We start from the raw sequence: 12,426 nt of genomic DNA, 5'->3' as shown, positions 1-12,426 counted from the left end.
TCGGCCTTCAGATGTTGATAATGGGAGCGCTGCACGGGAGAACCGCTGATGACCATGCCCTGGAACGAGCTGCCCTGCTACCTCAATGGCCACCTCGGCCTGTTGGGTGAGGCCCGTGTGCCTGTGATGGATCGCGGATTCATGTTCGGGGACGGCGTCTACGAACTCATCCCCGTCTATGGAAAGCGAATGTTCCGGGTGCACGACCACCTGGACCGCCTCGGCCGCAGCCTCAAAGCCCTACGCATCGAAGACCCCTACGAGCGCGAAGCGTGGCTGGACCTGTTTCGCAGCCTGATCTCCCATCTGCCGGACCACGAGGATCAGTGGATCTATCTGCAGGTGACCCGCGGCGTGGCGCCGCGTGACCATGTGATGCCGAAGGATCTGGAGCCGACGGTGCTGGTGTATGCAAGCCCGCAGCGGGCGCTGACGCCGGAACAGCGGCATCAAGGCCTTGCGGTGGTCACGGCGCGCGACTTCCGCTGGCAGCGCGGAGATATCAAGAGCACCTCGCTGCTGGGCAATGTACTGGCGCGGCAGATGTCCGCCGACCAGGGCGCGGACGAGACGCTGCTGGTGCGCGACGGCTATCTGACCGAAGCTTCGGCCAGCAATGTGTGGATCGTGCGCGACGGCGCGCTGCTGGGGCCGCCACCCGGCGAACTGTTGCTGGAAGGCGTGCGGGTGGGGCTGCTGGCGGAGCTGTGCGAGGAGCTGGGCCTGGCCTACAACCTGTGCCCGATCGCGGAATCGGAACTGCCGACGGCCGACGAGATTCTGCTGAGTTCGGCCACCAAGGAAGTGGTGGCCGTCACCCGGCTGGACCATGAACCCGTGGGCCATGGCGCCCTGCGCGGTCGCCCCGGACCGGTCTACGCGCGGCTGTACGAGGCCTACCAGCGGGCCAAGCTCTTGCAGAGCATGTGATCGACCCCAAGTAGGATGTCACCATGACTAGCGCATTCAATTCCCCGATTCCGCCCGAGCAGTCCCTGATCGAGTACCCGTCCCAGTTCCCCATCAAGGTGATGGGCGCCCACGTGGAAGGCTTCCCCGAGGCGATCGTGTCGATTGCGCGCCAGTTCGACCCCACGTTTGACGAGTCGAAGGTCGAGCACCGTCCGAGCAAGGGCGGCAATTACCTGGGCATCACCATCACGGTGACCGCCACCAGCCGCGAACAGCTGGATGAGCTCTATCGCACCCTCACCACCCATCCGATGGTGAAGGTGGTGTTCTGATCGTGGCGCCTCAGATGGCCGCCGCTTCAGAAGACATCGTCTCCGCCAGCGCCTTCACCTTGGCCTTGGCGGCGACGTCGCCGTTGCTGGCTGCCGCCGCGTACCAGTAGCTGGCCAGCCGCAAGTCCTTGCCGACGCCCAGGCCCGTCTCATACATCGAGGCAATGAGGTACTGGGCACCCACATCGCCGCCATTGGCTGCCTCGCGATACCAGCGGGCGGCCTGGGCCATGTCGGGCGGGGCGCCCCTGCCCAGATAAAAAGCGGTGCCCACGGCGACTTGGGCATCCACGCTGCCGTGTTCCGCCGCCTTGAGATACCAGGTATGGGCCTGGACCAGGTCCTTGCGGCCCAGCACCCCTTCTTCGTAGAACTGGCCCAGCGACAGCTCGGCCCGCACCAGTCCGCGCGACGCGGCACGCTTGAGCAGTTGCTGCGCCAGCGCCAGATCCGGCCGCGCGGCCTCCCGGCGCAAATGCATCATGGCGAGGTTGTAGTCGCCCAGCGCTTCACCGCGAGCCGCGAGTTCACCGAACTGCCGCTCCGCCTGCCGCCAGCGGCGCTGCTCATAGGCGGCCAAAGCAGTCTCCAGGGTGATGGCGCTGGTGCCCTTGCTGGCCCGCGCGGCCGCACTGGCGCCCGGAGTTGGCGCTGACGCTGCCTCAGCGGCAGAGGCGGCAGAGGGGATTGAGGCAGCCGAAGCGGACGCAGGGGGGACCGGCCGGTCGTCGGCCTGGGTGGTGGCAGACGCCGCGTCGGCAATGCCCACCACGACGTCCGTTGCCGCGACAGCCGAAGATGTGGAGCTGCCGCTGGATGACCGTGCGGACGCGGTCGAGGGAGATGGCCCGTTCGGCCCGTCCTTCGGCGCCGCCGTCGCCGTGGTCGTCGCTCCTGTGGCGGCCATCACTGCAATCCCGGCCATCGCTGCGGCCCGGGTGACCCGGCCATGCCAGGCGGCGCGCCAACCGCCCCCGTCGCGTGAGAATCTGACCGTCATGCTGCATCCCCAAAGTCCCGACTGGCCTCATCCTATGCAGTTCACCGCTAGCATGCCGACATGTTGATCAAGACCCTGGGCCGCGTCGACTATGCGGCCACGCTGGAGGCGATGCGCGCCTTCACCGACGCCCGCACCCCCGACACTCCCGATGAACTTTGGCTCTGCGAGTTCGACCCGGTCTACACCCAGGGTCTGGCCGGGCAGGCGGATCATGTGCTGGCGCCTGCCGGCATCCCGGTCATCCAGACCAATCGCGGCGGGCAGGTGACCTATCACGGACCCGGCCAGGTGGTCGCCTATCCGCTGGTGGACCTCAAGCGCCTGGGCATCTACGTCAAGGAATATGTGTTCCGGCTGGAAACCGCGGTCATCCAGACACTCGAATCGGTGGGCATCACCGGCCATCGCGTGGCGGGCGCCCCCGGCATTTATGTGCGTCTGGACGATCCGGGGGCGCATGGCGCACTGTCCATGCCGCCGGATCCGACCGACCCGTTCAAGGGGCTCGGAAAGGTCGCTGCGCTGGGGATCAAGGTGAGCCGGCACTGCACGTATCACGGGGTTGCCCTCAATGTGGCGATGGACCTGAAGCCCTTCTACGGCATCAACCCCTGCGGGTATGCCGGACTGGCGACGGTGGACCTCGGTACACTGGGGGTTTTCACGGACTGGGCCACGGTGGCCCGGCGGTTCGGCGAGCGCCTGGAAGCGCAGCTGAGCCCCTGAGCTTCCGACGGAGCATCGCCTGCCATGGCAACCGAGAACATCACGCACGAAGCAAAAAGCGCGGCCGATTACGACGCGACCGCCAAACAGAAGGCCCAGGCCAAGACGGCGCGGATCCCAATCAAGATCGTGCCGGCCGAGATCCTGAAGAAGCCGGACTGGATCCGGGTGAAGGCGGGCTCGCCGACCACCCGCTTCTACGAGATCAAGCAGATCCTGCGCGAGCACAAGCTGCACACGGTCTGTGAGGAAGCGTCCTGCCCGAACATCGGGGAGTGCTTCGGCAAGGGCACGGCCACCTTCATGATCATGGGTGACAAGTGCACCCGTCGCTGCCCGTTCTGCGACGTGGGCCACGGCCGCCCCGATCCGCTGGACGTCGACGAGCCGATGAACCTGGCCAAGACGATCGCCGCGTTGAAGTTGAACTACGTGGTGATCACCAGCGTGGACCGCGACGACCTGCGGGACGGCGGTGCCGGGCACTTTGCCGAGTGCATCCGTCAGGTGCGTGCGCTGAGCCCGAAGACGCAGATTGAAGTGCTGGTGCCGGACTTCCGCGGCCGTATGGACCGTGCGCTGGACATCCTGCGCGCCGCACCGCCGGACGTGATGAATCACAACCTGGAGACGGCGCCGCGCCTGTACAAGGAAGCGCGTCCGGGATCGGACTACCAGTTCAGCCTGAACCTGCTCAAGCGCTTCAAGGAAGAAGTGCCGAACGTGCCGACCAAGAGCGGCATCATGGTGGGTCTGGGCGAGACGGACGAAGAGATCCTGCAGGTGATGCGCGACATGCGCGAGCACAACATCGACATGCTGACCATCGGCCAATATCTGGCGCCGTCGGGTCACCATCTGCCGGTGCGTCGCTACGTGCACCCGGACACCTTCAAGATGTTCGAGGAAGAGGCCTACAAGATGGGCTTCACCCACGCCGCCGTGGGCGCGATGGTGCGAAGCAGCTACCACGCGGATCAGCAGGCTCACGCAGCCCTGGAAAAGATCGATCCCACCACTCGCTGACGCTCGTGCCCGCCAAGGGCGCTCAGGATTGAGTGCCCCGCAGGCGCTGTCGCTCCTGCCACCAAGGGTGGCCGACAGTCCACTGCCTGCGAAGCCCCCCATGGCCGGTGGCCGCTTCCAGCTGTCAGCGACTGTCGTCCTCGTGCGGAACGCGCTCTGGTCGGACGCCTGCCGCATTCAACCGGGCCTCGACCTCAGACATTCGATAGACGGCCAGAGTCCCGATCAGAAGGCCGTCGTCCGAGGATAGCTGGGCTGCGACCTGGCTGAACGGGAGGTCCCGCGCTTCGATGAGCACGTTTCGCATGCGCTGAGCAGCGCGCCTCAAAGAGACCTCAAGCATCGCTGAACTGAAGCGCTCCATGGCATTGAGGGCAGACGGCTTTCATGTAGCCAGGATATTCAATGACCGCCGCAGCGTATTGAGGCCTCGCACCGGCAACGTCCGCTTGAGGGTGATCTGAGACGTTCGCCGCCGAAGGCCTGAACGGCGGCGACGACGAATACCGGTCATCCAGCGCCGGCAGCCTCGACCGACTGCTTCATCTCCGATTCCTGCCGCCCCGATCAGGGTCGGCGAGCTAGGGGGCCACCGAATGACTGCCGCCGCCGACCGGCTCGCGCCCAACGCGACCTGTTGCCTTCGCAGCCCCTCCGTCCCGGCCGGCAGCTAAGTGCCCGAAGCGGTAGCTCACCAGTGTCCGCTTCAGAGCTCCCCGGTGACTGGCAGTGTGTCCAGCGGACTTCGCACTGCGCCGCCGCCAACCTTGAGCACATGGGTGTAAATCATGGTCGTCGCTACGTCGGCGTGGCCGAGCAAGTCCTGCACGGTCCGAATATCGCTGCCCGCTTGCAGGAGGTGGGTCGCGAAACAGTGACGCAACGTGTGAGGCGTGGCAGGTCTGTCGATCTGCGCGGCCCGGACGGCGCGTTTGAAGGCGCGCTGGAAGGTCTGGTCGTACAGATGATGCCGATGTACAACGCCGCTGCGCGGGTCGGTCGAGTGGTGGTCTTGAGGAAACACCCAGACCCATGCCCACGACGCGCCGGCTCGCGGGTACTTGCGCTCCAGGGCGTGTGGCATCTCGACGCCTGCCGTCCCCGCAGCCACTTCCTGCGCCCAGACTCTTCGAGAGCTTGCGAGTTGCTCTCGCAGCGGCTGCGCCAGGGCCTGGGGCAGCATCAGGACGCGATCCTTGCCGCCCTCGCCCGCGCGCACGACCACCGCCTGATGGGCGAAGTCCACATCCTTGACTTGCAGCTGCAAGGCTTCATTGATGCGCATTCCCGTCCCGTAGAGGAGTCGCGCCAACAAGCCCAACTCGCCGACCATGCCGCCCAGCACCGCCGACACCTCTTCGCGACTCAGGACGACGGGCAGCCTCCGGCGCACGCGTGGGCGTTCGATCTGATTGATCCACGGCAGGTTGAGTTCCAGCACCTTCGTGTACAGAAACAGCAGTGCCGACAAGGCCTGCTTGTGCGTCGCGCTGGCCACTTGCCGCTCGTCCGCCAACCAGGTCAGGAACGCCTCAACCTCGGTACCGCCCATCTCGCGCGGATGCCGCAACCCATGGAACCGGATGAACGCCCGGCACCAGTAGACGTAGATGTCCTCTGTGCTGCGGCTGTAGTGCAGGTAGCGGATGCGCTCGCGCAGCTGGTCAAGGAGGCGCACCGCACGCACCGCACGCAGCGGAGGCAGTCCGCCCGTTGGCGGCGGCCGCAATTCGCCTCGGCGCTGGCTCAGGTCAACGACTGCACTCGACATGGCGGGCCTCGCTCGGTGGGGTGAAAACCCACGATTGCCTCGGCGTCACACGGCTGGCAGAGTCCCGGACGTGGGTGCCGGTTTGCGCACGAATTTAATGCTGTATAAATAAACAGTCAACGGGAGATTTTTCAATGACAACAACAACTTCCAAGCCCTCCGCGCGCTTGGTTAAGCAGCAGCGCTCGGAGTTAACCGGCACGGCGTGCTGGATAAACTAGTAGTTGAGGATCAAAGTGAAATCCACGTTGGGTGTGCTTTGTGCCCTTCTTGCGTCGGGTCACGTCGGCGCGGCGGCACCACGTCCTGTTGGCACGAATTGCAGCGCTGCACTGCCACCAGCTTCGGCGGGCGAGGAAGGCGGCCACGGATTCGTGCTGAAGGTCTTTCCAAGAACAGGCGACATTGGCGGGCATTACTCTGGGTGCCAAGCGGTGTTTGCGATGAGCCGCGATGGTGAGGTTCGGCTTGCTTGGCTAATCGAAATAAAGAGCGGAGAACCCGTACGCATGTGGTCAGCCGATGAGGACATGAAGGACGTCTTGCAATGCCGGTATAAGAATCGGTCACTCGTGCGAGGAAATCCGGACGTGTGTCCGCGCGGCGAGTCGCTCCTCATGCCCACGCGACCTGCGGGTTGTTTCACAGCTACGCCGGAGCCCGACCAATGTCAGTACGACGTAAATTGATACCCAACCGATCATTGCAGCGGACGGCCCCTCCGCCCGCTGAACTTCGCCGGTTGAGCAGCAGCTTTCCGGACGCTTGGTAGGCCTGCGCCGATGTCCGCTTCGGGCACAACGCTGCCATTCGCGGCGCTGCGTCTAACAGGGAGCTGGCCGGGAGGCTCGACCTGCCCTGGAACCCGGAAGCAGCCGTTGCGGCCAACCGACCAGCCTCTGGCAAACGGCGGCCTCCGGGTGGCTTCTCAGATTTCGGTCTGCTCCGAAATCTCGAGGGCGTCGTCCACTTCGATGCCAAAATACCGGACCGTCGACTCCAGCTTGGAGTGCCCAAGCAGCAGCTGAACGGCTCGCAAGTTCTTGGTCCGCCGATAGATCAGCGTCGCCTTGGTCCTCCGCATCGAATGCGTCCCGTAGTCGGCAGGATCAAGCCCGAGTTCTTCAACCCAGCCTTCCAGGATTCGGGCGTATTGCCGCGTGCCCAGATGCGGCGAGGCGTGCATGCGACTCGGGAACAGGAAGTCCTCGGATCTCAGCCCGGCTTGCTTGATCCAGCGCTGCACGGCATCGCGGGTCACGGGCGTGATCTCGAACTGAACGGGACGCTGCGTCTTGTGCTGCATCACCACCGCCCGACTAGCGACGGTGTCACCGTGGCAGACATCTCGTACCTTGAGCGCGACGAGGTCGCAGCCCCGAAGCTTGCTGTCGATGCCGAGGTTGAACAACGCCAGCTCGCGCACGCGGTTGTCCATCTGAAGCCGGACGCGAAGTGCCCAGATGTCCTTGACCTTGAATGGTGCCTTCTGGCCAACGATCTTGCCCTTGTTCCAAGGCTCGCGCGACGGGGTGTTGGCTGCTGATCCCATGATGGTCTCCCATCGAGTTGAGGATCCATCAGCATGCGCCGGTGCTGCACTGACCTTGCAGGCCCTGCTCGCAGTACGAGTGTCGGCTTTCCGGCACCTCGATGGCCTCACGCTGTCGGCCACAAGCCGACAGCCGCCAACGACCAGTCTGCGCCAGTCCAGCCGGACGGTGGTCATCCGTTCGTTAGACCCGCTTGCGAATCCATCGTGCGGCGAACCCCTCCGCCGATGACCTTGAGCACGTGGTTGCAACTCATCGTGGTGGCCACATCGGCGTGACCCAGAAGCTCCTGCACGGTCCGGATGTCATAGCCCGCTTGTAGCAGGTGGGCCCCTTTCTGCCCGGCGCTCGGCTGAGAACTGGTGCACCGAACTGGGCGGGCCTGCGGGCCCGTCCTCATTTGTTAGGCACGGCCTTGCCTGTCCGCTCGGCCTCCATATCGAGAAGCAGCACCAGCAGGTCGCCGAGACTCATGAGCGACGAGAGCTCGGTTCCGTTGTGGGCAGGCGCAAGAGTCAGGCTCCGCCATGTGACGGCCGGATGGTCGGGCGACTTAAACCAGACCCTGCCGTTGTGCGAGATGGCATTGCGTACCGCCCAGGCTGCTTGCCAAACCGGCGGCCATCCCTTGTCGTCCCGTCCATAGCGAGCTCGAATCTCCGGCACATGCTGTTCAAAGTAGTTGGCGTAGAACGGCTGAACCAGTATCGTGAGGGTCCGAACAAGTCCTCTCGTGTTGAAACGAAACCGAGGCGGCGAGGGCGGAGTTGGCAACACCGTGATCTCAATCACGTCTGGAGTGCGATCCTGGATGGCCGTAGCGATTGGCCCGTGGAGCGGAACCCTCACGTCCATCTTCGACACCAAGCCCTCGATGGTCGAGAAGTCCCCTGGATTCAGTTGAACCCTCTGTCCAGCGGCCAAGCTGGTCGCCGTGAAGACGCCTTCCAGAGCAATCAGAAACACGTTGAGGTGGTGGAAGAGGCCGCTGTTCTTGTCGATCAGGAAGGTTGTCATGTTCTTCTGAGCGGGATAGTTCGGCGATGTTCGCAGATGCCGCACGGGTTGATTTTCGGACTTTCACCCTTGCGATGCTGCTCATGCCCTTCGCGCAAGAGTGCCTGAGCAGCACGCCACCCCAATCCGACCGCCCGACGAACCTCTACCAGGCGGTTCTCCTCGCAGCACAGCAACGCCGAGACACCCAGCGCACGCATAGGCGGTGCCTGTCGGCTACGTCACCGCGAGGGTGGTCGAACCGCGGTGAACCTCGATGCGGATGGGCTCGCCGGTCGGTGCAGGCGGCGCGGGTGTCAACGAACTCTAAGACCGCAATGGGTCGATAGCGCCATTCCAACCCCATGAGGAGCAGACATTCCCGCGTGAGTCAGCGATGACAGGCGCGGGCAACTCGTCCGGATGACGGCAGCACCCTCAACACCCGTCGTCAAAGCCATCAGCCGGGTGGGTGTGCCGCCGGCTGCTTCATGCCAGGCAGCGTGAATTCGGTAGCTGCCCGCCGATGACGGAACCCGCTGCTCTGCCGTCGGTCGCACGGCGATGATGGCTTCCTGCTGGAACCAGTCGCCCGACACGCGCTCTCGGACGACTTTCGCTCCTAGGAACTTTCACCCTGCCGAATCCCGTGCTCCAATGCCCACGACATTAAGTGGGCACAGATGGACAACCACGACTCAGTCCGCGCCAAGGTGGCACAGATTTTCATAGACGCTTTTGGGGAGCGTGCTGCGCTGTTCAAGGGTGGGGTTCCTGCCCGCGACGCAAACGACGCGCTTGGCGTCGCGCTTGCGGAACAACTGGAGCCGCTGGTCGCGGATGAGGTCGCATTTCATCTCATTGACTGGGAGACCGACGCCGCGTTTCTGGTTGCGTTCATGATGTTCCCGGAGCGGTTCACGTCGGCGGAGCTTCAAGCTGCGGTTGAAATGTTCCTGGTGCATGTCCCGGCTCATGTTCAAGCGGCAGCTCGCTTGGCCGGCTACGAGGTGCCGAACATTCTCGGTGGGGGGGATGTCGCGGACGGCGAGCGGCCTGCACCATTGTCTGAAGCAGGCTGATTGTGGACACTCACCAGCGGCTGCTTTCCGGCTGCCCAGCTCGAAGCAGCGAGTTCAGATGGTGCCATGCGACCTGGCAGCCAAGAAATGACACCCGACCCGTCGCTTGATCCGACTCGCAACGGCTGGCGGCTTCAGACCCTCATCTCATTTTGGGCGTTGCGTGCCCAGCCGCAGCTCGCGGCTCAGCTCCAAACTTAGGCTCAGGAATGCAACCTCGCCTCGTGATCTTTGACCTTGATGAGACGCTAGTCCATGCGGCAGCGGCGAGGCTGGCTCATGCGCCCGACTTCGAGTTTGGCGGCCACTTTGTTTACCTTCGTCCCCATCTGCAAACCATGCTCGAGGCTATCTGGCCTGAGTTTGACGTTGCCGTCTGGTCATCTGCCTCAAGGCCGTACGTCGATGCGGTGGTCTGGCATGTTTTCGGCAAGCGGGTGCCGTTGAAGTTCGCCTGGGCCATCGAGCGTTGTGTGCAGCGTGTGGACATCAGGACGAATAGCTATGTCTACTTGAAAGACCTGAGGAAAGTGCAGGGGCAGGGCTACCGACTTGAGCAAATTCTTATGGTTGATGATTCACCGGACAAGGTGGCGCGGCAGCCGCGCGATCACATTCAAGTTGTCCCTTTCGTCGGAGATCCCGGAGACAGAGCACTGCTTGAGCTGCCGGCAAGGCTTGCTCATGCATTCACCACCACCTCAACAGGGGCACGAAGTGAGTTCTAACCAGTCGCTCGAGCCGACCCGCGTTGGCAGGTTGCCGCTCGTGACTCAGCTTCAACGTCAGGCGGCACAGCACATGAGGCTGCTCTGGAAGAGCATGGCGCTTCTGTTGATTTTGGCGCTGGCTTTCACGGTATATGCGTACGCTTCCTTGTACTTCGCCGGGTACTTGTTCCCGCGGGTCGTTCCTCGGCCGTACATCGAGATGATGAGCGCTGCCGTTGTCGGTTCGGTTGCCGCGGCAGTCGTTATGTCGTGGTTGCTCGTTCGTCTCTACGCGGGTCGGGCCTGGCTGGCTGCCCTTCTTGTCGCCGCTCCCTTGGTCGTTGTTCGCATTAGTGATCTCATGCACTATTCAAGCAAAAACGAGCCCCGCATCATGGTGATGTCGTTGTTCGAGGCGCTTGTCTATCCGGCGTTTCTTCTTGGCGGCGTTTGGCTAGTGGCTCGCTTGCCCCGTCGGCGCAGCAGTGCCGCCTAACCCTTCGTTGCACCCGACCTGCTACAGCGGGCTTCGCCGGTTTCCGCGGGCGGATGTGACCTGCCCGGTTTCTTCGGACCAATGATTTCTAGGAAGATGGCTCCCAATCCACGAGGAGCCCATGAGAAAGAGCCGATTCACTGAAGAGCAGATGGTCACGATCCTGCGCGAGGCAGACCGGACCACAGTGGCCGAGGCCGCGAAAAGACACAAGGTCAGCGAGCCCACGATCTATGCCTGGCGCAAGCACTTCGGACAGATGGAAGCGGCCGACGTCAAACGCCTGAAGGCGCTGGAGTTGGAGAACTCCCGTCTGAAGAAGCTGCTGGCCGAGCGTGATCTCGACATCGAGGTGCTCAAGGAGATCAATGCAAAAAAATGGTGAGCCCGCATGCGCGGCGCGAACAGGTCAACTTCGCCTGCCAGCGAGGTCTGTCGCAGCGCCGGGCTTGCGGGCTGATCGAGATCTCCCGCTCGTCGCTGAGCTACGAGTTGCGCCTGCCGGCCAAGGATGGCCCGGTCATGCAAGCGATGCGAACGCTGTCGGCGCAATATCCGCGCTACGGATACCGGCGTATCCGGATATTTCTGCGTCGCCAAGGCTTCGAGCTGGGTTGGTCGCGCACGCACCGGCTGTGGCGTCAGGCGGGGCTGCTGCTGCCCAAGAAGCGGCCACGCAGGCGAATCGCCACAGGCAGGCCCCGGGCCTTCACGCCCTTCAAGGCCAACACGGTCTGGGCCTACGACTTCGTCTTCGACACCACCGCCGAAGGCCAGCAGATCAAATGCCTGACGGTCATCGACGAGTACACCCGCGAGTGTCTGGCCATCGACGTGGCTGGCTCGATTCGATCCAAGCGGGTGGTTGAGGTGCTGTCCAGACTGGTCAGCTTGCATGGCGCGCCGCTGTTCATGCGCTCGGACAACGGCCCGGAATTCGTCAGTCACGCCATCCTGGAGTGGATCGCCCAGGCCGGCATTGCGACTGCGCTGAGCGACCCCGGCAAGCCTTGGCAGAACGGGGCCGACGAGAGCTTCAACGGCAAATTCCGCGACGAATGCCTGTCGCTGGAATGGTTCAGATCGCGCAGGGAGGCCTCCGTCATCATCGAAGCCTGGCGCCGGCACTACAACGCCGTACGCCCCCACAGCAGCTTGAATTACATGACCCCGCATGAGTTCAAGCTGCACAATCCCACTCACCCCAACCGAGCCGTCTTACAGGAATAACTGGCTCGAAAAAACCGAGCAGGTCAGATGGACTCAAACGTTAGATGAATGATGATCAGAGTTTCACTTCTTCAAGGTTTTCTCACATTCGTTCTCGGCGCCGCAACTGTCGCGGCCAATGCCCAGTCCGTGGCTGCAGATTTCTTTGCTCAGGGTGTGTTGCTGGGCATGCAACTGTCAGCGAAGCATGGAGAGCGGAAAGGGACAACTTCAAGTGGACAAGCGGCATGCATTCAGGCTCTTAAGCCGACCGCCTTTCATGACGCCGTGAACGAGGCTATGACCTCCGTCCTCGCACCTCAGGACTTGTCTGCGGCAGACCAGTTCTTCGCGACACCGGTCGGCGAAAAGTATGCAAAGTACGGACTGCTTCAGATCTATCTCGCTGTAGGCGAAAGAGCGCCAGAGTCATTGCCCACGTTTTCAGATGCTGAGTATCGGGAGCTAGAAACGTTCGCTGCGACACCTGCCGGAAAGCGGCTAATCCTGGACAAGGGCATGCAATCGGCGTCGGCGAAGAGCATCTACGACAGGAAAATCCGTGAACTTCTGGATCAATGCCGGGAGAAATGATTCGCGCGCATCGTTT

General features: G+C 63.1%; 14 protein-coding genes. 9 read left to right on the top strand and 5 right to left on the bottom strand.

Annotation, left to right across the window (positions count from 1 at the left end):
• Positions 1–48 precede the first annotated feature (48 nt).
• Positions 49–930 (top strand): aminotransferase class IV, encoded by an 882-nt coding sequence (locus FHS28_RS16420; protein WP_088453513.1) that lies wholly within the window; start codon positions 49–51, stop codon positions 928–930.
• A gap of 23 nt (positions 931–953) precedes the next feature.
• Complete coding sequence (locus tag FHS28_RS16415; RefSeq protein ID WP_088453514.1) at positions 954–1,244, top strand: DUF493 family protein; 291 nt, start codon at positions 954–956, stop codon at positions 1,242–1,244.
• 10 nt (positions 1,245–1,254) lie between these two features.
• Here FHS28_RS16415 and FHS28_RS16410 read toward each other — a convergent pair whose 3' ends face one another.
• The gene (locus tag FHS28_RS16410; protein WP_088453515.1) at positions 1,255–2,244 is read right to left on the bottom strand and encodes a tetratricopeptide repeat protein; all 990 of its coding nucleotides are present in this window, start codon (positions 2,242–2,244) and stop codon (positions 1,255–1,257) included.
• A 60-nt stretch (positions 2,245–2,304) separates the two neighbouring features.
• Here FHS28_RS16410 and lipB point away from each other — a divergent pair, with 60 nt between their 5' ends.
• Entirely contained in the window at positions 2,305–2,973 is a 669-nt protein-coding gene (gene lipB, locus FHS28_RS16405; RefSeq protein ID WP_088453516.1) for a lipoyl(octanoyl) transferase LipB, read from the top strand.
• A 24-nt stretch (positions 2,974–2,997) separates the two neighbouring features.
• Positions 2,998–3,999 carry a lipoyl synthase gene (gene lipA, locus FHS28_RS16400; RefSeq protein WP_088453517.1) on the top strand — a complete coding sequence of 334 codons (1,002 nt, stop codon included), beginning with the start codon at positions 2,998–3,000 and terminating at the stop codon, positions 3,997–3,999.
• A 706-nt stretch (positions 4,000–4,705) separates the two neighbouring features.
• Here the strand turns inward: lipA and FHS28_RS16395 are convergent.
• The 4 genes from FHS28_RS16395 to FHS28_RS16380 all read right to left on the bottom strand — a co-directional run bounded on the left by FHS28_RS16395 (position 4,706) and on the right by FHS28_RS16380 (position 8,340).
• Positions 4,706–5,770, bottom strand: coding sequence for an integron integrase (locus tag FHS28_RS16395; protein WP_088453519.1), 1,065 nt, complete (start codon positions 5,768–5,770; stop codon positions 4,706–4,708).
• A gap of 928 nt (positions 5,771–6,698) precedes the next feature.
• Positions 6,699–7,322, bottom strand: a complete 624-nt coding sequence (locus FHS28_RS16390; protein WP_088453520.1) for a tyrosine-type recombinase/integrase — start codon at positions 7,320–7,322, stop codon at positions 6,699–6,701.
• Positions 7,323–7,495: 173 nt separating this feature from the next.
• Positions 7,496–7,723 (bottom strand): tyrosine-type recombinase/integrase, encoded by a 228-nt coding sequence (locus FHS28_RS16385; protein WP_088453521.1) that lies wholly within the window; start codon positions 7,721–7,723, stop codon positions 7,496–7,498.
• Positions 7,720–8,340 (bottom strand): hypothetical protein, encoded by a 621-nt coding sequence (locus FHS28_RS16380; protein WP_088453522.1) that lies wholly within the window; start codon positions 8,338–8,340, stop codon positions 7,720–7,722. The genes FHS28_RS16385 and FHS28_RS16380 overlap by 4 nt, the downstream gene beginning before the upstream one ends.
• Before the next feature lie 662 nt (positions 8,341–9,002).
• Here FHS28_RS16380 and FHS28_RS16375 point away from each other — a divergent pair.
• The 5 genes from FHS28_RS16375 to FHS28_RS16355 all read left to right on the top strand — a co-directional run bounded on the left by FHS28_RS16375 (position 9,003) and on the right by FHS28_RS16355 (position 12,410).
• Positions 9,003–9,401 carry a hypothetical protein gene (locus tag FHS28_RS16375; RefSeq protein ID WP_088453523.1) on the top strand — a complete coding sequence of 133 codons (399 nt, stop codon included), beginning with the start codon at positions 9,003–9,005 and terminating at the stop codon, positions 9,399–9,401.
• A gap of 209 nt (positions 9,402–9,610) precedes the next feature.
• Complete coding sequence (locus FHS28_RS16370) at positions 9,611–10,129, top strand: HAD family hydrolase (protein WP_088453524.1); 519 nt, start codon at positions 9,611–9,613, stop codon at positions 10,127–10,129.
• Between the two features lie 40 nt (positions 10,130–10,169).
• On the top strand, positions 10,170–10,607 hold the full coding sequence (locus tag FHS28_RS16365; RefSeq protein ID WP_184295049.1) for a hypothetical protein: 438 nt from the start codon (positions 10,170–10,172) through the stop codon (positions 10,605–10,607).
• A gap of 121 nt (positions 10,608–10,728) precedes the next feature.
• Positions 10,729–11,837 (top strand): IS3 family transposase gene (locus tag FHS28_RS16360; protein WP_088453526.1). Its coding sequence is split into 2 segments (ribosomal slippage): positions 10,729–10,987 and positions 10,987–11,837, totalling 1,110 coding nucleotides; the frame shifts between segments, so codons are not numbered across the junction.
• A gap of 48 nt (positions 11,838–11,885) precedes the next feature.
• Positions 11,886–12,410, top strand: a complete 525-nt coding sequence (locus tag FHS28_RS16355) for a hypothetical protein (protein WP_088453527.1) — start codon at positions 11,886–11,888, stop codon at positions 12,408–12,410.
• The last annotated feature ends 16 nt before the right edge of the window (positions 12,411–12,426 follow it).

The organism is Roseateles terrae (assembly GCF_014192155.1).
In the GTDB taxonomy this organism is placed as follows: Bacteria; Pseudomonadota; Gammaproteobacteria; order Burkholderiales; family Burkholderiaceae_C; genus Roseateles; species Roseateles terrae.
The sequence above is the reverse complement of the archived record's forward strand: the minus strand, read 5'-3'. Positions and strand labels throughout refer to the sequence as shown.

Bases quoted from the DNA above. Each gene is read 5' to 3' on its own strand.
- FHS28_RS16420 (WP_088453513.1), top strand. From the start codon at position 49: ATGACCATGCCCTGGAACGAGCTGCCCTGCTACCTCAATGGCCACCTC.
- FHS28_RS16415 (WP_088453514.1), top strand. From the start codon at position 954: ATGACTAGCGCATTCAATTCCCCGATTCCGCCCGAGCAGTCCCTGATC.
- FHS28_RS16410 (WP_088453515.1), bottom strand. From the start codon at position 2,244: ATGACGGTCAGATTCTCACGCGACGGGGGCGGTTGGCGCGCCGCCTGG.
- lipB (WP_088453516.1), top strand. From the start codon at position 2,305: ATGTTGATCAAGACCCTGGGCCGCGTCGACTATGCGGCCACGCTGGAG.
- lipA (WP_088453517.1), top strand. From the start codon at position 2,998: ATGGCAACCGAGAACATCACGCACGAAGCAAAAAGCGCGGCCGATTAC.
- FHS28_RS16395 (WP_088453519.1), bottom strand. From the start codon at position 5,770: ATGTCGAGTGCAGTCGTTGACCTGAGCCAGCGCCGAGGCGAATTGCGG.
- FHS28_RS16390 (WP_088453520.1), bottom strand. From the start codon at position 7,322: ATGGGATCAGCAGCCAACACCCCGTCGCGCGAGCCTTGGAACAAGGGC.
- FHS28_RS16385 (WP_088453521.1), bottom strand. From the start codon at position 7,723: ATGAGGACGGGCCCGCAGGCCCGCCCAGTTCGGTGCACCAGTTCTCAG.
- FHS28_RS16380 (WP_088453522.1), bottom strand. From the start codon at position 8,340: ATGACAACCTTCCTGATCGACAAGAACAGCGGCCTCTTCCACCACCTC.
- FHS28_RS16375 (WP_088453523.1), top strand. From the start codon at position 9,003: ATGGACAACCACGACTCAGTCCGCGCCAAGGTGGCACAGATTTTCATA.
- FHS28_RS16370 (WP_088453524.1), top strand. From the start codon at position 9,611: ATGCAACCTCGCCTCGTGATCTTTGACCTTGATGAGACGCTAGTCCAT.
- FHS28_RS16355 (WP_088453527.1), top strand. From the start codon at position 11,886: ATGATGATCAGAGTTTCACTTCTTCAAGGTTTTCTCACATTCGTTCTC.